Genomic DNA, 24,833 nt, shown 5'->3' with positions numbered 1-24,833 from the left:
CAGGAGCCTAAGATGCCAAAACGTACAGACCTAAAATCCATCCTGATCCTTGGCGCTGGCCCGATTGTTATCGGCCAGGCCTGTGAGTTCGACTACTCCGGTGCTCAGGCGTGTAAAGCGCTGCGTGAAGAGGGCTACCGCGTTATTCTGGTGAACTCTAACCCGGCCACCATCATGACCGACCCTAACATGGCCGATGCGACCTATATCGAGCCGATTCACTGGGAAGCGGTGCGCAAAATCATCGAAAAAGAGCGCCCGGATGCCGTTCTGCCAACCATGGGTGGGCAGACAGCACTGAACTGTGCGCTGGAATTAGAGCGTCAGGGCGTGCTGGCAGAGTTCGGTGTCACCATGATCGGTGCTACCGCAGATGCTATCGATAAAGCAGAAGACCGTCGTCGCTTCGACGTGGCAATGAAAAGCATCGGTCTGGATACCGCGCGTTCAGGTATCGCACACACCATGGAAGAGGCGCTGGCGGTGGCCGCAGACGTTGGCTTCCCGTGCATTATCCGCCCATCCTTCACTATGGGTGGAACCGGTGGCGGTATCGCGTATAACCGCGAAGAGTTTGAAGAGATCTGTGAGCGTGGTCTTGACCTGTCGCCAACCAATGAGCTGCTGATTGATGAGTCGCTGATTGGCTGGAAAGAGTATGAGATGGAAGTGGTGCGTGATAAAAACGACAACTGCATCATCGTCTGCTCGATCGAAAACTTCGATGCGATGGGGATCCACACCGGTGACTCCATCACCGTTGCGCCAGCACAGACCCTGACCGACAAAGAGTACCAGATCATGCGTAACGCCTCGCTGGCGGTACTGCGTGAAATCGGCGTCGAAACCGGCGGTTCCAACGTTCAGTTCTCGGTTAACCCAGAAAATGGCCGCCTGATCGTTATCGAAATGAACCCACGCGTTTCACGCTCTTCTGCACTGGCTTCTAAAGCGACCGGCTTCCCGATTGCGAAAGTGGCCGCTAAATTAGCGGTTGGCTTCACGCTGGATGAGCTGATGAACGACATCACTGGCGGTCTGACCCCAGCGTCGTTTGAGCCTTCTATCGACTATGTCGTGACCAAGATTCCACGCTTTAACTTCGAAAAATTTGCTGGCGCCAACGACCGTCTGACGACGCAGATGAAGTCAGTAGGTGAAGTCATGGCTATCGGCCGTACTTTCCAGGAATCAATGCAGAAAGCCCTGCGTGGCCTGGAAGTTGGTGCTAACGGCTTCGACCCTAAAGTCAGCCTGGATGACGCGGAAGCGGGAACCCGTATTCGTCGCGAACTGAAAGATGCGGGATCAGACCGTATCTGGTACATCGCTGATGCCTTCCGTTCAGGCATGAACGTAGAAGATGTGTTTGCCCTAACCAACATCGACCGCTGGTTCCTGGTTCAGATTGAAGAGCTGGTGCAGTTGGAGCAACAAGTTGAGCGTGAAGGCGTTAACGGCCTGTCAGCCGATTTCCTGCGTCAGCTGAAGCGCAAAGGCTTCGCCGATGCTCGCCTCTCTACGCTGGCGGGCGTGTCAGAGAACGAAATCCGCAAACTGCGTCAGCAGTACAACCTGCACCCTGTCTACAAGCGTGTTGATACCTGTGCGGCGGAGTTTGCTACCGATACCGCCTACATGTACTCCACGTATGAAGAAGAGTGTGAAGCCAACCCAAATCAGGACCGTGACAAAATCATGGTACTGGGTGGCGGCCCGAACCGTATCGGTCAGGGTATCGAATTTGACTACTGCTGCGTACACGCGGCGTTGGCACTGCGTGAAGACGGGTTCGAGACCATCATGGTCAACTGTAACCCAGAAACGGTATCTACCGACTACGACACCTCTGACCGTCTCTACTTCGAGCCGGTAACGCTGGAAGACGTGTTGGAAATCGTGCGCATCGAGAAGCCAAAAGGCGTTATCGTGCAGTACGGCGGCCAGACTCCGCTGAAGCTGGCGCGTGCGCTGGAAGCCGCTGGCGTACCGGTTATCGGTACCAGCCCGGATGCCATCGACCGTGCAGAAGACCGTGAGCGTTTCCAGCAGGCGGTTGAGCGCCTGGGTCTGAAACAGCCAGAAAACGCCACCGTCACCGCGATTGAACAGGCAGTAGAGCGTGCAGCAACCATCGGTTATCCGCTGGTGGTGCGTCCATCCTACGTGCTGGGTGGCCGTGCGATGGAAATCGTTTATGACGAAATCGACCTGAAGCGTTACTTCCAGACCGCAGTGTCAGTTTCTAACGATGCGCCAGTGTTGCTGGACCGCTTCCTGGATGACGCTGTTGAAGTCGACGTTGATGCAATCTGCGACGGCGAGCGTGTGCTGATTGGCGGCATCATGGAGCACATTGAGCAGGCGGGTGTTCACTCTGGTGACTCTGCGTGTTCTCTGCCCGCTTACACCCTGAGCAAAGAGATTCAGGATGTGATGCGTCAGCAGGTTGAGAAACTGGCGTTTGAGCTGAACGTACGTGGCCTGATGAACGTGCAGTTCGCGGTTAAAGACAACGAAGTCTACCTGATTGAAGTTAACCCACGTGCAGCGCGTACCGTACCGTTCGTTTCCAAAGCGACCGGCGTTGCGCTGGCAAAAGTGGCTGCTCGCGTCATGGCCGGCAAATCACTGGCAGAGCAGGGTGTGACGGAAGAAGTTATCCCGCCATACTACTCAGTCAAAGAAGTGGTGCTGCCGTTCAACAAGTTCCAGGGCGTTGACCCAATCCTCGGCCCTGAGATGCGTTCTACCGGTGAAGTGATGGGCGTGGGTCGTACCTTTGCCGAAGCCTTTGCTAAAGCGATGCTGGGCGCACAGAGCAATATGAAGAAGTCGGGTCGTGCACTGCTGTCAGTGCGTGAAGGCGACAAGAAGCGTATTGTCGCGCTGGCTGCGAAGCTGCAGCAGTTTGGCTTTGAGCTGGATGCAACTCACGGTACTGCTGTAGTGCTGGGTGAAGCAGGTATTAACCCGCGTCTGGTGAACAAGGTGCATGAAGGTCGTCCGCACATTCAGGACCGTATCAAGAATGGCGAATACACCTACATCGTGAACACCACGGCAGGTCGTCAGGCTATCGAAGATTCGAAACTGATTCGCCGCAGCGCCCTCCAGTACAAAGTGCACTACGACACCACACTGAACGGCGGTTTTGCCACAGTGAATGCACTGACTGCTGATCCAACCGAGCAGGTGATTTCTGTGCAGGAGATGCACGCGCAACTGAACGGCTAATCTAGCCAGAAAGTAGACGTGTTTAAGCCAGTCAGTTTACGCTGACTGGCTTTTTTAATGCCATAATGTCGTCAAGTGTCACCTTTGCCTGGTTGATATTTAGCCATTTGATATTTTTTATCGAAAATATCGTTAATTTTTTTTGCGGGTAGTTTCATGGTGGTACTAAATAATTTGCAGCTTTATCGCGTTAATAAACCTGATGCGCGGCATGATAAATAAACAATTAGGCTTCATACCATTCTGCCTCTAACGCTCTGCCTTCTGATCATTTCACTTTTAAAACAACAACAAACGTTAAACATGAGCAAAATGTAGGCTTATGACATATTTGGAAATGACACAGAATGATTAAACTATGACTAAACGCAATGATTTTACTTATGTTTTTAGCTTCGAAGGAAGGTTCAATTTGTGCATAATTAATCGCACAAAATTATAAAAATGACACTTCCTGAAAATTTAATTCATAAGTAAGATGTTTTTCGCTCATTACTGCAGCGATAACTATGGAAAACTATTAAAAAATGAAAATGCGTGCTTTTTCCCTGTGTGCAGTTGCTGCACTGATGGCAGGTCTTCCATTAGCCAGCCAGGCCGAAATTACTTTATTGAAGCAAGATCCAAAAGCGGGCGATCCGCTGAGTCGCCTCGATTTTAAAGTGGGTGGTAGCATCCGTGCTCAGACCCAGAGCATGACCGGTGTGGGCGACAAATCTTACAAACGTGACGGCTATGATGGCGGTTCACGTTTCCGTTTCACCGCGAACTACTACCTGTTTGATGACGTCAGCTGGGTAGGTTACTACGAGCTGGGCGTTAACTTCCCGGCATGGTTTGGTTGGGATGGTCACTATGCTGATGGCGCTCACAACACCACGCGTCGCCAGCTGTACACCGGCTTCACCAGCAAAACCTGGGGTACTCTGACCTTCGGTCAGCAGAACAGCGTGTTCTACGATGTGGTAGGTGTGAAAACTGACCAGTGGAACTACGACATGCTGGCGCAGGCACCAGGCAACGGTATCAACGGCGATTACGACGGTTCTTACCGTTCACGTAAAATGCTGAAGTACAAAAACACCTACGGTGCTGCGGACGTATATGCCTCTTACCTGTTTGAAGATACTAACTACCTGCCAGGCAAAGGCATCCGCTACAAGCGTGATGGCGGCGGTTCTCTGGGTGTGGACTACCACATCACCAAAGACCTGACCTGGGGTACTGCGTGGAACTACACGCGTGCTGATGTGCGTAACCGCGACAACAGCGATAACAAAACCTACAACCAGAACATCTATGGTACTGCTCTGAGCTGGACCCCAGGCAACTGGACGCTTTCTGGCGGTGTAGGTTACTACCAGAACTTCCTGCTGACCAAAACCAGCCAGGTACATAACTACTTCGCAGACGATGCATGGGGCGTTGAATACTACGCAGCCTATAAGTTCCCACTGGCAAACCCAGTGCTGACTTACATCCAGCCATACGCGATGGGTGACCGTCTGGAGTACGTGAATGGCCGCAACTATCAGCGTATCGATAACGGTCTGGGTGTGAAGCTTGGCTTTGGCTACGGCTTCAGCTTCTACTACGAGCATGTCTTCACCTCCAGCACCGACAAATCGCTGGGTGACGTGAACCTGCTGCGTCTGCGTTACGATTTCTGATAATAGCAACGGCTCCTGCGGGAGCCGTTTTTTTACCCTCTAATCCACTGCTTCTCTACATATCTCTGGCGATATCCATCACACTCCTGTGTTGTGACGGAGTTTTACGCTGACTTAGCAACAAAATGCGGTGGCAAAACGGCTTTACGCAATTAGACGTTCCCTCCTATCGACGAAACTTTGTGCTTTACGTATGATGGCGCCAATTTTTTACCTGTGAGTCTTAATCATGATTAGTCTGATCGCGGCACTGGCAGCAGATCGCGTTATCGGCATGGAAAATGCCATGCCCTGGGATCTGCCTGCAGATCTGGCGTGGTTTAAGCGCAATACACTCAATAAGCCAGTGATTATGGGACGGCTGACGTTTGAATCCATTGGGCGTCCGTTACCAGGGCGACTGAATATCGTTATCAGTAGCCAGCCTGGCATCCATGAGGGTGTTACCTGGGTCACTTCAATTGCAGATGCCCTGAGCGTAGCAGGCGAAGTCGAAGAGGTGATGGTGATTGGCGGTGGACGCATCTACGAACAGATGCTGAAACATGCAGATCGACTCTACCTGACCCACATTGATGCGGAAGTTGAAGGGGATACACATTTCCCGGATTACGATCCCGGCCACTGGCAGTCGGTGTTCAGTGAATTCCACGATGCAGATGCGAAGAACTCGCACAGCTACTGCTTCGAGATTCTGGAACGTCGTTAAGCGGTGTCAGAAGTGAAAACGCCCGGTCATTAAACACCGGGCGTTGTTTTATCAGTGTGTTGAAGGCTGTGTGACCGCTTCGGTCGCTGACGCCTGTTTGCGATTGGAAGGCTGAACATAGTAGGTCTGGCTCTCCCAGTGCAGCAAGGTCAGCACGCCACCCCAACAACAGCCGGTATCGAGGCCGTAAACGTGCTCAGGCGTGCCTTTGCCCTCCAGCGAAGCCCAGTGACCAAACACCACGCTGTACCCTTCAGGGATTTTGCTCGCCACGTTAAACCAGGGTTTTAAGGGCGGTGGTGCAGACGCAGGCTCTTCTTTGCAAATCATATCCAGTTGCCCGTTCGGGAAACAGAAACGCATCCGCGTCAGGGCGTTGGCACTGAAACGTAAACGAGACAGACCGCTCAGTTCGGGCGTCCAGTTGTTAGGCATGTCGCCGTACATGGAGTCGAGGAACAGCGGGTAGCTATCGCTAGAGAGGATCGCTTCCAGCTCAGCCGCACAGATCTTCGCAGTTTCAAGATCCCACTGGGGAGTGATGCCTGCATGCGCCATGACCAACTGCTTTTCTTCATCTACCTGCAACAACGGCTGACGTCGCAGCCAGTTAATCAGCTCATCGGCATCTGGTGCTTCCAGCAGTGGCGTCAGACGATCTTTCGGTTTGTTACGGCTAATTCCGGCATAGACTGCGAGCAGATGGAGATCGTGATTACCCAGCACGATGCGCACGCTCTCGCCAAGGGATTTCACGTAGCGCAGCACTTCCAGTGAGCCGGGGCCGCGTGCAACTAAATCACCCGTCAGCCACAGCGTGTCTTGCTCGGGCTGGAAATCGACCTGTTTCAGCAGTGCACGTAATTCATCGTAGCAGCCGTGAACATCGCCAATCAGGTATGTACTCATAAACGTTTCGTCCGGAATAGAAAAAAACAAAGCCCGGAGAGGCCGGGCAGCAGGATGCGATCAGTGGATGTGGGTATGAATGGCCAGACGGAAAACCGGGATGTCCACGGCAAACTCTTCACCGTTTTCATCTACCATGACATAGTGACCCTGCATGGTGCCCATCGGCGTTTCCAGTACCGCACCGCTGGTATACTGATATTCGCTGGCGGGGGAGATAGTGGGCTGCTCGCCCACCACGCCTTCGCCTTTAACCTCAGTTTCACGCCCGTTGCCGTTGGTGATAAGCCAGTGGCGGCGTAGCAACTGCACGGGATTTCGCCCCAGATTGCGCACGGTGATGGTATAGGCAAAAACAAAACGCTCCTCATCGGGTGAGGATTGGGTTTCTACATACAGCGTCTGCACCTGGATCACAACGCGAGGCGAATCACTCATGAGATTAACTCTCCTTCAGGCTTTCCTGATGGTCGGCCAGCCAGTTTGCCAACTGGCAGAATTGGGCTACGGAAACGTTCTCTGCACGCAGTGAGGCATCAATGCCCAGCTCTTCAAAAGCACCGGCCGCAACCATGTGGCTCAGGCTGTTGCGCAGCGTTTTACGGCGCTGGCCGAAGGCTTCCATCGTGATGCGGCTTAACAGGCGCACATCTTTCACTGGGTGTGGCAGCTCGGTGTAAGGCACCAGGCGCACTACCGCTGAATCCACTTTTGGTGGTGGAGTAAACGCAGAAGGCGGCACTTCCAGTACCGGGATCACCTGGCAGTAATACTGTGCCATTACGGTGAGACGGCCATAGGCTTTGCTGTTTGGCCCCGCAACCAGTCGATTAACCACTTCTTTTTGCAGCATGAAGTGCATGTCTTTAATCGAACCAGTATAGCTGAAAAGGTGGAACATCAGCGGCGTCGAGATGTTGTATGGCAGGTTGCCAAACACGCGCAGTGGCTGACCACGTTCCGCAGCTAATGCAGCGAAATCAAAGGTCATGGCATCCTGCTGGAAAATCGTCAGCTTTGGACCGAGGAACGGGTGTGTTTGCAGACGAGCAGCAAGGTCACGGTCCAGTTCGATGACGGTCAGCTCGTCCATGCGCTCGCCAACGGGCTCAGTCAAAGCTGCCAGCCCTGGGCCGATTTCTACCACGGCTTCGCCGCGCTGCGGATGGATGGCAGCTACGATGCTGTCGATGATGTACTGATCGTTCAGGAAGTTCTGCCCGAAACGTTTACGGGCAAAGTGCCCCTGATGGACGCGATTATTCATTACTGCTCTTGATCATGGTGATGGCGAGATTAAGCGCCGTTATAAAGCTACCCGGTTCTGCCTTGCCCAGACCCGCCAGTTCAAGGGCGGTGCCGTGGTCAACAGAGGTGCGGATAAAGGGGAGGCCGAGGGTGATATTCACCGCGCGACCAAAACCCTGGTATTTTAGCACTGGAAGCCCCTGATCGTGATACATCGCCAGCACAGCATCGGCATGTTGCAGATATTTTGGCTGGAACAAGGTATCAGCAGGCAGAGGCCCGGTCAGTTTGATGCCCTGGGCGCGCAGTTCTTCTAGCGCGGGGCTAATGGTATCGATCTCTTCACGTCCCATATGGCCGCCTTCACCCGCGTGTGGGTTAAGGCCGCAGACGTAAATTTGCGGTTCCGCAATAGCAAATTTCTGCTGAAGATCCTGATGCAGGATCGTGATCACTTCATGCAAGCTCTCACGGGTAATGGCATCGGAGACCTCTTTGAGCGGCAGATGCGTGGTCGCTAACGCTACGCGCAGCTCCTCGGTTGCCAACATCATCACGACGCGATGGCCACCAGCGCGATCGGCAAAGAATTCAGTATGACCGGTAAAAGGGATACCCGCGTCATTGATTACGCTCTTTTGTACTGGGCCGGTGATCAGGGCGGAAAACTCGCCGCTAATGCAACCGTCACAGGCACGAGCCAGCGTATCCAGTACATAATGCCCGTTCTCAACATTCAGCTTACCCGGCTGGACCGGCTGCGCAGTATCGATGTTGAGTAACGTCAGGCTGCCTGCGCGCTGAGGAACAGGCTCAGCGCTGGCATCATAATCACGCAGGCTGAGCGGTAAGCCCAGCTGCTCGGCACGGCTTTGTAGTAGTGCGCCTGAGGCGCAGACCACCAGTTCAACCGGCCAGTCTTGCTGGGCCAGTTGAACGGTGAGATCGGGACCAATCCCGGCGGGTTCGCCGGGAGTGATCACTACACGATAATTACTGGCCATTGTTATCCAGAATCTTCACATAGGCTTGGGCACGCTGCTCTTGCATCCAGGTTTGCGCTTCTTCAGCAAACTTACGGTTGAACAGCAGGCGATAAGCACGGTCTTTTTCTGCCGAACCGGTTCTGTCCACTTTACGGGTATCCAGCAGCTGAATCAGGTGCCAGCCGAAAGAGGAGTGAACAGGCTGGCTGACCTGGCCTTTTTGCAGCTTCAGCAGCGCATCGCGGAACGCAGGATCGTAGATGTCTGGGGAAGCCCAGCCCAAATCACCGCCCTGGTTGGCAGAGCCTGGATCGTCAGAGAACTGTTTCGCAGCAGCAGCAAAAGTGGTTTTCCCACTGCGGATATCAGCAGCAATCTGTTCGATTTTGGCACGCGCCTGGTCATCACTCAGAATCGGTGACGGCTTCAGCAGAATGTGGCGTGCGTGGACTTCTGTAACGGAGACGTTAGGCGTCTCTTTACGCACATCGTTCACTTTCAGGATGTGGAAGCCAACACCAGAACGGATTGGACCAACAATGTCGCCTTTCTGCGCGCTAGCCAGTGCCTGGGTGAACAGGGTTGGCAACTCTTCAATTTTGCTCCAGCCCATGTTGCCGCCTTTCAGCGCCTGTGAGTCCGCTGAGTAGGTCACGGCCAGTTTGCCGAAATCAGCACCGCCTTTCAGCTGAGCGATCAGCTGGCGAGCCAGTTTTTCCTGATCGTCAACCTGCTGCTGCGTTGGGTTCTCTGGCAGTGGCAGCAGGATATGGCTGACATTCACTTCAGTACCCGGTGCGTTTTGCGCGCCCATCTGCTGCGCCAGCGTATCCACTTCCTGCGGCAGAATAGTGATGCGGCGGCGAACTTCACCGTTGCGCACTTCAGCAATGGTCATCTCTTTGCGGATCTGAGCACGGTAGGTATTGTAGTCAATGCCGTCATAGGCAATGCGGCTACGCAGCTGATCCACTGTCATTTTGTTCTGTGCAGCGATGTTACCAATTGCCTGATCCAACTGTTGATCGGTAATTTGCAGGCCGGCTTTATCACCCATTTGCAGGATGATGCTGTCCATGATCTGCTGCTCCAGGATCTGATGGCGCAGGGTGTTGTCGTCTGGCAGTTGCTGACCAGCCTGAGTCGCCTGGGATTTCACCGTACGCATCATGCTGTCGACGTCACTTTCCAGAACCACACCGTTGTTTACCACAGCGGCAACTTTGTCCACCATTTGTGGTGCTGCGAACGCAGTGTTGGCAGCCATCGCCACACCAAGAATCAGCATTCTCCAGTTCTTCATACTTTATCCATTGTTGTTTCCGCACTGCGGGATTGCCTGTCAAACATCACAACATCAGAAAGCGCGCTGGTAAGGGATAATGCCCTCACGCAGCATCTGATCGGTGCCCAGGCCATAGCCAGAACTCAGACCACGTAGCTCAATGTTGAATGAGATTTGGTTGTCATACTTACTGTCGTTATTTTCCCAACCGTTGATTTTGCGCTCGTAGCCAACGCGGATTGCATAGCAGCAAGAGCTGTATTGCAGGCCGAGTAGCTGTTCTGCCGGACGGCTGTTACGTGTGTCATAGTAGGTTGCACCCACCACAGACCACGAATCAGCAATTGGCCAGCTGGCGGTGGCCCCTACCTGTGAAATCCCGTTTTTGTAGATCGGGTTATTCAGCAGAGAAGAGTCATTCAGCGCACTAGCAACGTATTCCGGGCTGCTGTAACGGTAGCTCAGTTGAACCATACGGTCGGCATCCTGACGATACTCAACAACCGCATTGCCCTGCGCTACGTTATCAAGGCGCGTGTCATACTGAATGCCGCCGCGCACACCCCAGCGATTGCTAATTTTCCAGTAGCTGTCACCTGCCCAGATCAAGCTGCCGGTGTCATCTTCATCGGTTGTTTGCGTCGCGCCCGTACGAGACGGGGTAAACGAGTAGATTTGACCAACAGAAAGGTTAAAACGTTCAACCAAATTGTCATCATAAATACGCGTCGTGACACCGGTGGCTAGCTCGTTGGCAGAGGCAATGCGGTCGAGGCCAGAATAAGTACGATCGCGGAACAGGCCGGTGTAGTCCGTTTGCAGTAACGTTGAGTCGTACGGATAAATATTGCTCTGGTTGCGATACGGGATGTAAAGGTACTGAACGCGCGGTTCCAGCGTCTGGGTGTACCCTTTTGACCAGTCCATATCGCGGTCAAACACCATACGGCCATCAATCTTGAACTGAGGCATGGTGCGGTTGACCGAGTTTTTCAGCTGGTTGGTGTGTGAGGTATCAATGTTTTCATTGTAATAATCCACACCGGTTTGCTGATAGTGGGTCGCGAGGAACTTCGCTTCTGTATCCAGGCTCGCCCAGCTATTGGACAACGGCAGGTCGAGCGTTGGCTCGATGTGCAGTCGTGTGGCTTCCGGGTAGGCGTTGTTTACGTTGGTAAATTTCACCGCCTGCGCATAGATACGGCCATCAAACGGACCGATATCATTCTGATAGAGGTTAACGTCCAACTGCGGCATAGCGCGATAAACGTTATTGCTGCTGGTGTTACCGAATACCTGGAAGTCTTTGGTGGAGAGTGTGGCGTTCCAGTTGGTATCGGCATAGCCGAAGCTGAATTTCTGCGTGGCGTAGCCATCGGTCGAGCTGTAATAGCGCGAGGTCAGATCGTTAAAGTAGTAAGGATCGCTGACTTTGGTGTAGTCAACGTTCATGCGCCAGTGCTGATCGTACACACCAGAGTGACGCCAGTAGAACAACCAACGGTTGGAGCTGTCATCATCGGCAATGCTGCGTACCGCTTTATCACGGTTGTACTGGGAATCATGAGGCAGGAAATCCAGCTCCATCAGACCCGCACCGAACTGCGACAGATAACGGAATTCATTCTGCAATTGCAGGCCGCGCTTACTCATGTAGTGCGGCGTAATGGTGGCATCCGCCTGCGGCGCGATGTTCCAGTAGTAAGGCAGCATGAATTCGAAACCGTTGCTGCTGCCATACTTCGCGTTCGGGATCAGGAACCCGGAACGGCGGCGGTCACCAATCGGTAATTGCAGGTAGGGGCTGTAGAAGATCGGCACACTGCCGAGCTTAAAGCGCGCATTCCAGATTTCAGCCACTTCTTCCTGGCGATCCTGAATCACTTCAGAACCGACTACACTCCAGGTGTTGGCACCTGGCAGGCAAGAGGTGAAGCTGCCATTTTCCAGAATGGTGTAGCGATTATTGCCGCGTAGTTTCATCTGGTCTGCGGTACCCCGTCCCTGGCGGCCTACCATCAGGTAGTCCCCGTTCCAGACGTTGGTATCTTTGGTATTCAGATTAGACCAGGCTTTAGGACCATTCAGGATGACCTGATTGTCGTCATAGTGCACATTACCCAGCACATCAACGGTGCGCACCGGGGTGGTCTGGCCGTCTTGCTGACGTTGATGCAACTGCATTTCATCGCCAGTCAGTCGCCCGTTGCCCTGTTGGACATCTACGTTGCCGGTGAAAACCGCGTCATCAGGATAGTTACCTTTCACAGAATCCGAGTGAATGGTGACCGGAAGCTGATTCGTCGTGCCGGGAACCAACGGACGATTGTAGCTCGGCACGCCCAGCATACACTGCGACGTGAGGTCGTCAGCCAGCGAATACTGGCTGTATAGTGCGGCACCAATCATGGTTGCCAGCAGGGTAGGTATCTGTTTTTTCATACGCGGTTCGGGATTTCCATGAAAACGGGCATCATGCCGACAATCGGCTCAGAGACTAACTTACTGCCCGGCGTTGTGCCAGTGTTAATCCATGTCTGATCGCGTTGCTGTTAGGCACTGAAGTAAATGAAAGGTATGATAATGCAATTTTCAGCCGCAAGCATGGCGAATTGAGGAGTTTATGCGCTACTGGGGAAAAGTAATCGGTCTCTTGCTGGGGTTAATTTCCGGTTTTGGCTTTTGGGGGATTGTTGCGGGGTTGCTGATTGGGCACCTGGTGGACGTGGGTCGCAGTGAGCAGGTGAAGGCGTTCCGCGCCAATAACCAGACGCGGCAGGCCACCTTTTTCCGTACCACTTTCCAGGTAATGGGACATCTCACGAAGTCGAAGGGGCGAGTCACGGAAGCGGATATTCAGGTGGCCTCTTTGCTTATGGATCGCATGCAGCTGCATGGGGAAGCTCGTGTGGCAGCACAGCAGGCTTTCCGTGAAGGCAAGCAGAGTGATTTTCCACTGCGCAGCAAGTTACAGTCTTTTCGCAGTGTCTGCTTTGGCCGTTATGATCTGATTCAGATGTTTCTCGAAATTCAGATCCAGGCCGCCTTTGCTGATGGTTCGCTGCATCCCAGCGAGCGCCAGGTGTTGTATATCATCGCGGAAGAGCTGGGTATTTCCCGGATGCAGTTTGAGCAATTCTTGCGCATGATGCAGGGCGGCCAGCAGTTTGGCGGCGGTCATCGCGGCGGTTACGGCGGTGGCTACCAGCAGGCCCAACGCGGCCCAACGCTGGAAGATGCATGCAGCGTATTGGGTGTGAAAGCCACGGATGATGCCACCACGATTAAGCGCGCCTACCGTAAGCTGATGAGCGAACACCATCCAGATAAACTGGTGGCTAAAGGTTTGCCACCGGAAATGATGGAGATGGCCAAGCAAAAAGCCCAGTCAATCCAGTCAGCTTATGATCTGATTCGCAAGGAAAAAGGATTTAAGTAACAGCGGGTTATTCTGGCTGATACGATGAACGAAACACCGGTTTACTTCATCGGTCGGCCAGAAAACGGTTTGGCTGTGAGGCAGTGGCGGAGTGCGAATTAAAACTCCGCAGGCTGACGAAAAGTCATGCTGTTACCGAATTTCGGATGCACAATCGTCAGTGATTCGGCATGCAGTTGCAGGCGCGAAGCCATGGCTTTAGCCTCTGGATGGGCATAAAAGTTATCGCCAAGAATCGGATGACCCAGCGCCAGCATGTGAACACGCAACTGGTGCGAACGGCCAGTGATGGGTTTTAGCGAAACCCGCGCACTGTTATCCGCATCGTAAGAGAGCACTTCATATTCGGTTTGCGCCGACTTACCGGTTTCAAAGCACACTTTCTGCATCGGCCGATTCGGCCAGTCGCAAATCAGCGGCAGATCCACCAGGCCTTTTTCCGGCGTCGGATGCCCCCACACGCGAGCCACATAGGTCTTGGACGGCTCACGATCGCGGAACTGGCGTTTCAGCTCGCGCTCAGCGGGTTTGGTCAGCGCGACCACAATCACACCACTGGTGGCCATATCAAGGCGATGCACTGACTCCGCTTCAGGAAAATCACGCTGAACGCGCGTCATGACGCTGTCTTTGTGCTCTTCCAGTCGGCCAGGTACGGACAACAAACCGCTCGGTTTATTGACGACCATAATAAAATCGTCCTGGTAGAGAATATGCAGCCAGGGGTCGCGCGGGGGGTTATAAGGTTCCATCATCTGTTCCAAAACAAGGGGCCTTACGGCCCCATAAACTTACTGGTGTGTCACCACAATCAGGCGTAACGCATCAAGACGCCAGTTGGCATCGTTCAGGCTGTTCAACACTTCCTGACGGTTGGTTTCCAGCGCTTCGACTTCATCGTCACGGATGTTCGGGTTCACCGCTTTCAATGCTTCCAGACGTGACAGCTCAGCACTCAGCTGCTCATCCGCTTCCTGACGGGCAACCTCAATCAGCGCACGCGCTTCTGGTGCTACCACATCTTCACCTTTGGTCAGAATAGCGTGAACTTCTTGCTGTACGGCATTCACCAGCTTGCTGCCAGTATGACGGTTAACGGCGTTGAGCTGACGGTTGAAGCTTTCGAACTCCACTTTACCCGCCAGGTTAGTGCCGTTGCGGTCCAGCAGGATGCGCACTGGCGTTGGCGGCAGGAAGCGGGTCAGTTGCAGGTGCTTCGGTGCCTGGGCTTCCACCACATACACCAGCTCCACCAGCAGCGTGCCGACCGGCAAGGCTTTGTTTTTCAGCAGCGACAGGGCACAGCTGCCGGTATCACCTGACAGGATCAGATCCAGACCGTTACGAATCAGTGGATGTTCCCAGGTGATGAACTGCGCATCTTCGCGCGACAGTGCCTGATTACGGTTAAAGGTAATGGTGCAGCCATCTTCCGGCAGGCCTGGGAAATCCGGCACCAGCATGTGGTCTGATGGCGTCAGGACGATCAGATTATCGCTGCGGTCCTCCTGGTTGATACCGACGATATCAAACAGGTTGAGGGCAAAGTTAACCAGCTCAGTGTCGTTGTCCTGAGCAGCAATTTCATCAGCCAGTTGCTGTGCGGCTTCGCCACCGTTGGAGTGCATCTCCAGCAGGCGGTCACGGCCCTGTTCCAGCTGCGATTTCAACGCATCGTGCTGTTTACGGCAGCCGTTAATAAATTCATCCAACCCTTCTGGGTTTTCAGGTGCCGCGAGATATTCGATCAACTGGCCATAGACGCTGTCATAAATGGTACGACCGGTCGGGCAAGTGTGTTCAAACGCATCCAGACCTTCGTGATACCAGCGCAGCAGCACCGCTTGAGCCGTTTTTTCCAGCCACGGCACCATGATCTCGATATCACGCATCTGACCGATACGGTCCAGACGACCAATACGCTGTTCCAGCAGGTCCGGGTTAAACGGCAGGTCGAACATCACCAGGCGGCTGGCGAACTGGAAGTTACGGCCTTCAGAACCGATTTCAGAACAGATCAGCACCTGAGCGCCATCTTCTTCTGAGGCGAAGAAGGCTGCCGCGCGGTCGCGCTCGATGATCGACAAGCCTTCATGGAACACCGCAGCGCGGATACCTTCGCGCTCGCGCAGAACCTGTTCCAGTTGCAGTGCGGTCGCGGCTTTGGCGCAAATCACCAGCACTTTATGTTTGCGGTTGGTGGTCAGGTAGCCCATCAGCCACTCAACGCGTGGGTCGAAGTTCCACCAGGTGCCGCTGTCGCCTTCGAACTCCTGATAAATCTGTTCTGGATAGAGCATGTCACGCGCGCGTTCATCAGCGCTTTTACGCGCACTCATGATGCCGGAAACTTTGATCGCCGTTTGATACTGCGCAGGCAGCGGCAGGCGGATCTGGTGCAGTTCGCGTTTCGGGAAGCCTTTCACGCCGTTACGGGTGTTACGGAACAGCACGCGGCTGGTGCCGTGGCGATCCATCAACATGCTGATCAGCTCTTTGCGTGCGTCCAGCTTGCCTTCGCGCTCGCTGTTAGCGACCTGTAGCAGCGGCTCAATATCCTGCTCGCCGACCAGATCGTTAATCAGGTTCATCTCATCATTGGAGATGGCGTTGTCAGCCAACAGCGAAGAGACCGCATCGGCAACCGGGCGGTATTGCTGCTGTTCGGCATTGAAAGCCTCGAAATCGTGGAAGCGATCCGGATCCAACAGGCGCAGGCGCGCAAAGTGGCTTTCCATCCCGAGCTGCTCAGGGGTTGCAGTCAGCAGCAGTACGCCAGGGGTGCTTTCAGCCAGTTGCTCAATCACCTGGTACTCACGGCTCGGTTCGCCTTCAGACCAGGCGAGGTGGTGCGCTTCATCCACCACCAGCAGATCCCACTCGGCTTCAGCCAGCAGGTTCAGACGCTGCTTGTTACGACGCACGAAGTCCAGCGAGCAGATAATCAGCTGCTCGGTGTCAAACGGGTTGGTGCTGTCGTGTTGGGCTTCGGCGTAGCGGTCGTCATCAAACAGGGCGAAACGCAGGTTGAAGCGGCGCAGCATTTCAACCAGCCACTGATGTTGCAGGGTTTCTGGCACCACAATCAGCACGCGCTCAGCACGGCCAGCCAGCAGCTGTTGCTGGATGATCATCCCGGCTTCAATGGTTTTACCCAGGCCCACTTCATCCGCCAGCAGCACGCGAGGTGCGTGGCGACGGCCTACATCATGGGCAATGTGGAGCTGGTGCGGAATCAGGTTGGTACGCATACCGCGCAGGCCACTGACGGCTAAGCGATACTGAGCACTCTGATATTTACGTGCGCGATAGCGCAGGGCGAAACGGTCCATACGGTCAAGCTGACCGGCAAACAGGCGATCCTGTGGCTTACTGAACACCAGTTTGCTGTCGAGCATCACTTCGCGCAGTATCACACCGCTCTCTTCGGTATCGAGGCGGGTACCAATATAGGTCATCAGGTCATTGGCATTGCGCACTTCATCGACGACCATCTGCCAGCCTTCGTGGCTGGTAACGGTATCACCGGGGTTGAAGATAACACGTGTGATGGGAGAGTCATTGCTGGCGTAAAGGCGGTTCTCACCCGTTGCTGGATACATTAACGTAACCATACGTGCGTCCACCGCTACCACGGTACCCAGTCCCAGTTCACTTTCCGTATCACTTATCCAGCGCTGACCTAATGTAAACACCATATTTTTTTAGCTCGATTCTCTTAGTGTGTTTTTGATATGTATTCCTGCTCACAGGCAATAGTTTGTCGCCAGGCGAAGGGGCCTGGTGCAGGTAACTTTGCAGTGAAGGTGAGGAAGGGCGCTATGGTACTGGAAGGCGGGGCTTTCGCCAACAGTCAAAACAGTCCTAACTGACCTGTTATGAGTGTAGCAAAGTCATCACCGACAAAAGGCAGGATGCCATCGGCAACCGGCTGTAGCTGACGACTAATGTAGTGATCATAGTCAAGCGGCGTTGAACGAGCTTCCAGCGGTTCTGGCCCGGCGGTGGCCATGACGTAGCGGATCGAACCGCCATTTTGGTAGAGCAACGGTCGCCCCTGTTTCTGATTGAAGTCATCGGCTAGCCGGGCTGCGCGCACATGTGGCGGTACGTTGCGTTCATACTCTTTGAGTGGGCGACGCAGGCGTTTTTTATACACCAGTTGGTCATCCAGTTCGCCGGCCAGCAGTTGGCTGACGGTGGTACGGATGTACTCCTGCCAGGGCTGGCGATGAAAAATCAGGCTATAGAGCTGTTGCTGAAACTGCTGCGCGAGTGGCGTCCAGTCGGTACGCACTGACTCCAGCCCCTTAAACACCATGTGGGCCTGCTCACCCTGGCGAATTAAACCAGCGTAACGTTTTTTACTGCCCTGTTCCGCACCCCGAATGGTCGGCATGAGAAAACGGCAGAAGTGATTCTCATACTCCAGCTCCAGTGCGCTGCTCAGCCCGTACTCCTGCTGCAAATGCTGCTGCCACCACTGATTAACGTGGCTTGCCAGCCGCTGACCAATCTCTGCGGCTTCGGCTTCACTGTGGGCGGATTTCAACCAGACAAAGGTGGAATCCGTATCGCCGTAAATCACGTCAAACCCTTCGGCCTCAATCAGTGCTCGTGTCTGCTGCATGATGGCATGGCCGCGTAGCGTGATTGACGAGGCGAGGCGGGGATCGAAGAAGCGGCAGGCGCTGGTGCCTAACACGCCATAAAAGGCATTCATGATGATTTTCAGCGCCTGCGACAGCGGCTTATTACCCTGCTGTTTGGCGTGTTCGCGGCCTTGCCAGATTTGCTCCACGATGGCGGGTAATGCGTGGGTATAGCGTGAAAAGCGCGCTTCGCGAAAGCCCGGTACGGAATCAACATCATCAGGATGGGCGAGGCCTTCCACCAGCCCGACCGGGTCGATCAGGAAAGTACGAATGATGGAGGGGTACAGGCTTTTGAAGTCCAGCACCAGCACGGAATCATACAGGCCGGGGCGAGAGTCCATCACGTAGCCGCCGGGGCTGGCTTCCGGTGCCACTTCGCCTAAATTGGGGGCGACAAACCCAAGCCGGTGCATGCGTGGAATGTAGAGATGACCAAACGCAGCGACAGAACCGCCATGCCGGTCTACCGCCAGGCCATTCACCGCCGAACGTTCCAGTAAAAAAGGCATCAGATCGGTTTTATGGAAAATGCGCGTGACCAGCTCGCAGTCTTTCAGGTTGTAGCGCGCCAGGGCTGGCTTGTCGTTCGCGAAGCGCCAGTTGATCTCTTCCATGCGCTGCCAGGGGTTGTCAATCGCTTTGCCTTCACCCAGCAACTGCTGGGCAACGGCTTCAAGGCTGAAAGAGGGGAAATCCCAAAAGGCGGATTTAAGCCCCTCGATGCCATCAATGATCAGGCGGCCGTTGGCCTGGGCAAAAAACACACCGGGCTTGAAGCCGTGTTCGCGCCACTCCAGTGCGCTATTATTGCGGCCCAGGCGCAGTGGAATACCGTAACGGTCAGCATGCTTTTGCAATACACGCAGGTCAAACTGCACCACATTCCAGCCGATAACCACATCGGGATCGTGTTGGGCAAACCAGGCGTTAAGCGCTTCCAGCAGCTGTGGGCGGCTATCAAGGTAGATCAGTTCAAAGTCCAGTTCACTTGCATCCCCGTTGGCGGGGCCGAGCATGTATACCTGACGCTGACCACAGCCTTCCAGGCCGATGCAGTACAGTTCACCGTGTTGCGTGGTTTCGATATCCAGCGATACCCACTTCAGCGGGGGGCGATAATCCGGGTGGGGCTTGATACGGGCATTGCGTATTACTCCGCCGCGTGGTTCACCATCAAACCACACCGCCGCGGTGATAAAACGCTCCATTAAAAAGCGCTCGGCGGGGCGAATATCCCCTTCATAAACCGGTATACCTTGCTCGCGTAGCAGCTTCTCTAGCCGCTGTAGCTGACGATATTGGCGGCAGTAGAGACCAAACACCGGACGATGCCGAAAATCCCGCAGCGTCAGCGGCGTGATGCGCCAGTGCGACTCTGCCTTTAACAAGGCTTCAACCTGTTCGCGCCAGGCTTCCGGAATAAAAGCCACCGCTTCCTGTGGCGGTAAAATCACCTGTTGCGGGCCACTGTCCGTAGCCAGCCACAGGCTGATTTCACTGCCTGTTGGGGTATCGCGCCAGTGGCGACTGAGAAGAAATCCGGCTTGAGGTGTGGTCACAATAACTCCGCTGCGTAGTTGCTCAGAGTATAGCATGTATATTTATACAGTTCCCAATGGCACTTAATGTCAATACCTCTCTACAATTCTCACCTTGACGCTGTCGGCCTGGCTCTGGACAATCCTGCCTTCGGTTGTCGTTAAGGATGGTTATGGAAGCCTGGGTACAACATCTGTTTACACAGTCACTGGAGTGGGCTTTATTTGCCGTTGCGCTGGTGACTTTTCTCGAATCTCTCGCGTTGGTCGGGTTACTGCTGCCGGGTACGGTGATGATGGCGAGCCTCGGTGCGCTGGTGGGCAGCGGCCAGATTGGCCTCTATCCGGCATGGGCAGCGGGGTTTGCCGGCTGCCTGCTGGGTGACTGGCTCTCCTACGGTATTGGCTGGAAATTCCAGGGACCGTTGCACCGCTGGAAATACCTGAAAAAGCATCAAAAGCTGCTCGATAAAACCGAACATGCGCTGTATGAACACAGCATGTTTACCATTTTGGTGGGGCGTTTTGTCGGGCCAACGCGGCCACTGATCCCCCTGCTGGCAGGAATGCTGGAGCTGCCGGTGCGGAAATTTATTGCCCCGAACCTGATTGGCTGCCTGCTCTGGCCGCCGATCTACCTGATGCCCGGTATTCTGGCTGGCGTTGCCATTGATGTGCCGAAGGCCGATCAGGGCGGTGGGTTTAAGTGGCTTCTGTTAGGCACGGCAGTGCTGGTCTGGTTGGGTGCCTGGCTCTGCTGGCGCTGGTGGCGCAGTGCAAAAACCCAGGACTGGCTGTCGCCCAAACTCACCGTGGCCCGACTCCGCTGGCTGGCACCACTCGGGCTTATCATCGGTGGTGGCGCGTTTGTTGCCCTGCAATTCCACCCGATGATGCCACTGTTCCGGCATTTACTGTGGCGGGTGTTTTTCGGCTAGCGCACCCCCAGAATACTGGCGGCGGGGCTTTCCCCCGTCAGTAGCTGTGCAGTAGGGCCATCCCAGTAAACTCTGCCATCCACCACCACTACGCTGCGCGGTGCAATTTGCTGCGCATCTTCCAGGCTGTGTGACACCATTAGCAGCGTCATCTGGCGCGCTTCACACAGGCTGCGAACCCGCTGAAGCATCTCTGCTCTCAGGGCCGGGTCAAGGGCTGAGAAAGGCTCATCGAGCAGCAACACCGGACGCTCGCGCAGTAAGCAGCGCGCCAGCGCCACGCGCTGCCGTTGCCCGCCAGAGAGCTGCCCAGGCAAACGTGACAGCATCTCCTCCAGCCCCATCTGTTGTGCAATCTCCAGCAACTGCGCGCGCTGCGTGGCATTCAGTTTCATGCCCGGATGCAGCCCCAGAGCCATATTTTGCTGTACCGTCAGGTGCGGAAACAGATTGTTTTCCTGAAACAGCATCGAAACCGGCCGCTGTGCCGGTTCACTGTGACTGTGATCGTCCCCGTTAATCCAGATGCTGCCCTGGCTCACGGGTAAGAATCCGGCAATCAGGTTGAGCAGGGTACTTTTCCCTGCGCCACTTGGCCCAAGAATCGCCAGCCGTTCGCCTGCCTTGATCTCAAGGTTGAAACGCATCGGCAGATGTTGATAGAGATAGGTCAGATTATTGAGTGTCAGCATGGCGACCTGAAAGTTTTTCCATCACGGTGAACAAAAGCAAACAGATGAGCAGTAGCAGGAGTGCGGTCACTGCCGCATCCGAGCCGCGATAAGCGCCAATCTGTTGATAAAGGTAAAAGGGCAGCGTGCGGAAATTCTCGTTGCCAAAAAGGGCAATAACGCCGAAATCCCCCAGTGACAACACACAGGCAAACGCCAGCGCCAGTGCCAGCGGGCGCTTTAATGCCCGTAGCTCAATCACTCGCAGTCGGTTAAGGCCGCTCAAACCAAGCGAGGCGCACAGTGGTGCATAACGCTCGCCTAGATCGCGCATCGGGATTTCCAGCACCTTCATCGCGTAGGGGATGGCAATCAACGCGTTAGTGAAGATCACCAGTCCATCAGGGCTCTCGGGCAGTCCAATGCTGTTATTGAGGAGTAAAAAGAAACCGGTCGCCAGCACAATGCCGGGCATTGCCAGAATTAACATCCCGCTGGCTTCCATACTCTGTGCCGCCAGCAAACGCTGACGCTGGCGAAGCTCCCGGCTGCTCCACAACAGCATCATGGTGAGCACAATACACAATATTCCTGCACCGAGTGCGATACGCAGTGACGTGAACGTTGCCTGCCACAGTGCAGGTTGCGCCAGCCCGTGGGCAACGCCTCCCTGGAGGCCATTCACCACCACTGCCAGTAGCGGCGGCAGCAACAGCAGCAGGGTAAACCCAATCAGCAGGCTATCGCTGATTTTCGCGAATCCAGAGTCGTGAGGATCGCGCCATTGCAGGAGTTGCGTATGCCCGCTGGGTAACGACTTACTCAAACGCTGACTCACCGCCAGCAGGCTCAGGCAGCAGAGCAGTTGCAGGAGCGCCAGCAGTGCCGCGCGAGCCGGATCGTAGTCATAACTCAGTGCCTGATAGATAGCCAGTTCGATGGTGGTGGCTCGCGGACCGCCACCCAGCGCCAGCACAGTGGCAAAACTGGCGAAGCACAGCATAAAAATCAGCGCCCCTGCGGGCAGCAGTTGGCGGCGCAACCACGGCCACTCCAGCAGGCGAAAGCCATACCAGCCGCGCAGGTTGAGCTGAGCCGCGAGCTGGCGCTGTTCCGCCGGGATGCGCTCCAGCGCTTGCAGCATCAGGCGAGTAGCCAGTGGCAGATTGAAGAATACGTGTGCCAGCAGAATGCCCTGCAAGCCATAGGGAGAGAAGTTCCAGGTCAGCCCTAAATACTGACAAAGCTGTGCCAGCCAGCCGACGCGCCCATAAACGGTGAGCAGACCAAACACGGCTACCAGCACCGGCAGCACCAGCGTCATGGCGCACAGCCGTAGCAGCCACTCCCGGCCCGGAAAGCGCCTGCGCCACAGTGCCCGAGCGATGAAGATCGCCGGAATAACCGACAGCAGCGCGGACAGCAGTGCCTGGCTAAAGGAGAAAAACAGCACGTGACGCAGATAGCTATCTTGCAGCAAACCCCAAAGATTGGTCGTGGGCGCGGAGAACCACAGTGCAGCGAAGGCCAGCAGTGCCACACTGCCTAGCAGCAGCATGGCACTTACGCCGGGAAGTAACCAACGTGGCATCAGCGGCTAACGGCTGCTTGCCAGGCGTTGACCCAACCGGCGCGATGCTCAGCCACCTGTGCGGCGGAGTAGCTCAGCGTGGTTGCAGGCTGAACCAGCCCCTGGAAACCGGCAGGGAGATCGGTTTTGATCACCGGATACATCCAGTTGCCCTGTGGAATGGTGTTCTGGAAAGCCGGGGAGACGATGAACTGCATAAACTGCTGTGCCAACTGCGGCTGTTGGCTGTTTTTCAGCTGTGCGGCCACCTCGACCTGCACATAATGCCCTTCGCTGAACGGCGCGGCGGCGTAATTCTGTTTTTTCTCTTCAATAATGTGATACGCCGGAGAGGTGGTGTAACTCAGCACCAGATCCGCTTCCCCTTTCAGGAACAGACCATAGGCTTCACTCCAGCCTTTGGTTACGGTCACGGTTTTCTGGGCCAGCTTCTGCCAGGCCGCAGGTGCCTGGTCACCATACACTTTTTGCATCCACAGCAGCAGGCCAAGCCCTGGCGTACTGGTGCGCGGATCTTCATAAATCACGCGCCACTTTTGCGGGCTTTCCACCAGTTCTTTCAGGCTTTTGGGCGGGTTTGGCAGCTTATTTTTGTCATAAACAAAGGCAAAGTAGCCGTAATCAAACGGGACAAAGGTGTTGTTCTGCCACGCCTCCGGCAGTTGCAGTTTGCTGGTATCCACGCCGCTTGCCTTGAACAAGCCCGTTTGCTGCGCCGCCTGGAGCAGATTGTTATCCAGCCCGACCACCACATCCGCCTTGCTGTTTTTGCCTTCCATACGCAGACGATTGAGCAGCGAAACGCCATCTTCCAACGCGACGTATTTCAGTTCACAGCCACATTGGGCTTCAAAGGCTTTTTTCACCGCCGGGCCAGGGCCCCAGTCAGAGGAGAATGAGTCGTAGGTGTAGACCGTTAATACCGGTTTGGCCGCGAAGGCAGGCGCTGTTATCAGCAGCAGGACAGGTAAGATTTTTTTCAACACTTTGCGCTCCAGAGGCATTTGTCATGTTATGCGCAAAGGATCTGAGTTTCACAGCCTCTCAAATCCCTCCGCTGGCATTAACCAGATCAGGTTCGACGGGTTTCTCTCAGCCTTGCGGCACCCCGTTGAGAACGCGCTCATTCTAGTGAAGCCGTGCAGAGACTGCCAGTGCTTTGCCCAATGTACGGTGGGGTAGCAGGAAATTTTTTTACGAATAATTGGGCAGAATATTGGTGGGAATCATCAGGTGTATCGCTGTATTTGCGATGCATTATTGCTCTGGATTTCACTGAGCAGCAGGATGTTTTATCCGGCCCATTAGATGAGACATGCGCTGGCGGATTTTTGCGCGTGGCTCTGATTGACATCATGCTTTAATTTTGTGAATGTTCCGCCGGTCGCGCTCCAGGCGGTGGGTCTGGTTGACGCATCAGGGATCACAAGACAGGAACCGGTTATGGATTATCGTTTTAACGAAGGCTCACTCTCACTGTTTCCTGCGGAGTGGCAGGACGCATCGACTCAAATTCTGCGTGATACAAAAGGTGGTCTGACTATTGTCATCAGCCGTGCGCCGCTCGCCAGCGGAGACACTGCGGCTCAGGCGTTTCGCCAGCAGTGGGAGATGTTGCGTCCGCAAATGCAGGTCACGGCGCAGAGTGAATTCAGCACCGTGTTGGTCGGGCCGGAAGGGCGCTTAGCGGCCACCGCGGTGGAAACGGCGTTCAGCCACAATAATCAGCCGCTGTGGCAAAAACAGCTGGCGCTACCGGTGACGGATGGCAAGCAGATGCTGGTGCTGACTCTTTCGGCAGCGCGTGAATTCACCGCCGAAGATCACCAACGCTGGCAGGAGATTTGTACGTCGCTGACGTTGCAAGGTTAGTTGAAGGGGGCACGTAAGCCCCTTAACCAGGATGTGATTTTTTGGGCCGATTGGCCTACCAGAATTTAAGGACAGAGCGCAGTGA

18 protein-coding genes and 1 riboswitch are annotated in these 24,833 nt (G+C 54.8%); of the genes, 6 read left to right on the top strand and 12 right to left on the bottom strand.

Going from position 1 to position 24,833, the window contains the following annotated elements:
• Positions 1–12 precede the first annotated feature (12 nt).
• From carB to folA, 3 genes are all read left to right on the top strand, one after another.
• The gene (gene carB, locus B880_RS0101395) at positions 13–3,237 is read left to right on the top strand and encodes a carbamoyl-phosphate synthase large subunit (protein WP_017345597.1); all 3,225 of its coding nucleotides are present in this window, start codon (positions 13–15) and stop codon (positions 3,235–3,237) included.
• Between the two features lie 527 nt (positions 3,238–3,764).
• Positions 3,765–4,907, top strand: coding sequence for a porin (locus B880_RS0101390; RefSeq protein WP_017345596.1), 1,143 nt, complete (start codon positions 3,765–3,767; stop codon positions 4,905–4,907).
• A 229-nt stretch (positions 4,908–5,136) separates the two neighbouring features.
• Entirely contained in the window at positions 5,137–5,616 is a 480-nt protein-coding gene (gene folA, locus B880_RS0101385) for a type 3 dihydrofolate reductase (protein WP_017345595.1), read from the top strand.
• 51 nt (positions 5,617–5,667) lie between these two features.
• Here the strand turns inward: folA and apaH are convergent, their stop codons facing one another.
• From apaH to lptD, 6 genes are read right to left on the bottom strand one after another with little or no spacing between them, the layout of a single operon-like run.
• Positions 5,668–6,525 carry a bis(5'-nucleosyl)-tetraphosphatase (symmetrical) ApaH gene (apaH, locus tag B880_RS0101380; RefSeq protein WP_017345594.1) on the bottom strand — a complete coding sequence of 286 codons (858 nt, stop codon included), beginning with the start codon at positions 6,523–6,525 and terminating at the stop codon, positions 5,668–5,670.
• Between the two features lie 60 nt (positions 6,526–6,585).
• Positions 6,586–6,963: a Co2+/Mg2+ efflux protein ApaG gene (apaG, locus tag B880_RS0101375; protein WP_017345593.1), complete on the bottom strand. Its 378-nt coding sequence runs from the start codon at positions 6,961–6,963 to the stop codon at positions 6,586–6,588.
• Positions 6,964–6,967: 4 nt separating this feature from the next.
• A complete protein-coding gene (gene rsmA, locus B880_RS0101370; RefSeq protein ID WP_017345592.1) occupies positions 6,968–7,792 on the bottom strand; it encodes a 16S rRNA (adenine(1518)-N(6)/adenine(1519)-N(6))-dimethyltransferase RsmA in 825 nt (274 codons plus the stop codon).
• Positions 7,785–8,777, bottom strand: a complete 993-nt coding sequence (gene pdxA, locus B880_RS0101365) for a 4-hydroxythreonine-4-phosphate dehydrogenase PdxA (RefSeq protein ID WP_017345591.1) — start codon at positions 8,775–8,777, stop codon at positions 7,785–7,787. Before pdxA ends, rsmA begins: the two co-directional genes overlap by 8 nt.
• Positions 8,767–10,062: a peptidylprolyl isomerase SurA gene (gene surA, locus B880_RS0101360; RefSeq protein WP_026042359.1), complete on the bottom strand. Its 1,296-nt coding sequence runs from the start codon at positions 10,060–10,062 to the stop codon at positions 8,767–8,769. Before surA ends, pdxA begins: the two co-directional genes overlap by 11 nt.
• A 54-nt stretch (positions 10,063–10,116) precedes the next feature.
• On the bottom strand, positions 10,117–12,486 hold the full coding sequence (gene lptD / locus B880_RS0101355) for an LPS assembly protein LptD (protein WP_017345589.1): 2,370 nt from the start codon (positions 12,484–12,486) through the stop codon (positions 10,117–10,119).
• 181 nt (positions 12,487–12,667) lie between these two features.
• On the opposite strand from lptD, the gene djlA reads away from it, so the two are divergent.
• Positions 12,668–13,483, top strand: a complete 816-nt coding sequence (djlA, locus tag B880_RS0101350) for a co-chaperone DjlA (RefSeq protein WP_017345588.1) — start codon at positions 12,668–12,670, stop codon at positions 13,481–13,483.
• A 98-nt stretch (positions 13,484–13,581) separates the two neighbouring features.
• Here djlA and rluA read toward each other — a convergent pair whose 3' ends face one another.
• The 3 genes from rluA to polB all read right to left on the bottom strand — a co-directional run bounded on the left by rluA (position 13,582) and on the right by polB (position 19,733).
• Entirely contained in the window at positions 13,582–14,235 is a 654-nt protein-coding gene (rluA, locus tag B880_RS0101345) for a bifunctional tRNA pseudouridine(32) synthase/23S rRNA pseudouridine(746) synthase RluA (protein ID WP_026042358.1), read from the bottom strand.
• A gap of 39 nt (positions 14,236–14,274) precedes the next feature.
• Positions 14,275–17,181: an RNA polymerase-associated protein RapA gene (gene rapA / locus B880_RS0101340; protein ID WP_017345586.1), complete on the bottom strand. Its 2,907-nt coding sequence runs from the start codon at positions 17,179–17,181 to the stop codon at positions 14,275–14,277.
• Between the two features lie 155 nt (positions 17,182–17,336).
• A complete protein-coding gene (polB, locus tag B880_RS0101335; protein ID WP_051005671.1) occupies positions 17,337–19,733 on the bottom strand; it encodes a DNA polymerase II in 2,397 nt (798 codons plus the stop codon).
• A 116-nt stretch (positions 19,734–19,849) separates the two neighbouring features.
• Here polB and B880_RS0101330 point away from each other — a divergent pair, with 116 nt between their 5' ends.
• A complete protein-coding gene (locus B880_RS0101330; protein ID WP_017345584.1) occupies positions 19,850–20,614 on the top strand; it encodes a DedA family protein in 765 nt (254 codons plus the stop codon).
• On the opposite strand, the gene thiQ is transcribed toward B880_RS0101330, so the two are convergent.
• The 3 genes from thiQ to thiB are packed head-to-tail and all read right to left on the bottom strand — an operon-like array spanning position 20,611 to position 23,862.
• Positions 20,611–21,306, bottom strand: coding sequence for a thiamine ABC transporter ATP-binding protein ThiQ (thiQ, locus tag B880_RS0101325; RefSeq protein ID WP_017345583.1), 696 nt, complete (start codon positions 21,304–21,306; stop codon positions 20,611–20,613). The genes B880_RS0101330 and thiQ overlap by 4 nt on opposite strands.
• Positions 21,290–22,876, bottom strand: a complete 1,587-nt coding sequence (gene thiP / locus B880_RS0101320) for a thiamine/thiamine pyrophosphate ABC transporter permease ThiP (RefSeq protein WP_026042357.1) — start codon at positions 22,874–22,876, stop codon at positions 21,290–21,292. Before thiP ends, thiQ begins: the two co-directional genes overlap by 17 nt.
• Positions 22,876–23,862: a thiamine ABC transporter substrate binding subunit gene (gene thiB / locus B880_RS0101315; protein WP_026042356.1), complete on the bottom strand. Its 987-nt coding sequence runs from the start codon at positions 23,860–23,862 to the stop codon at positions 22,876–22,878. The genes thiP and thiB overlap by 1 nt, the downstream gene beginning before the upstream one ends.
• 45 nt (positions 23,863–23,907) lie before the next feature.
• A riboswitch (TPP riboswitch) is annotated at positions 23,908–23,997 on the bottom strand.
• A gap of 322 nt (positions 23,998–24,319) precedes the next feature.
• Here thiB and B880_RS0101310 point away from each other — a divergent pair.
• Positions 24,320–24,748, top strand: a complete 429-nt coding sequence (locus tag B880_RS0101310) for a DcrB-related protein (RefSeq protein ID WP_017345580.1) — start codon at positions 24,320–24,322, stop codon at positions 24,746–24,748.
• The last annotated feature ends 85 nt before the right edge of the window (positions 24,749–24,833 follow it).

Source organism: Pantoea sp. A4 (assembly GCF_000295955.2).
GTDB lineage: Bacteria > Pseudomonadota > Gammaproteobacteria > Enterobacterales > Enterobacteriaceae > Pantoea > Pantoea multigeneris.
Note: the sequence above shows the minus strand (reverse complement) of the source record. Positions and strands in the feature narration are given on the sequence as shown.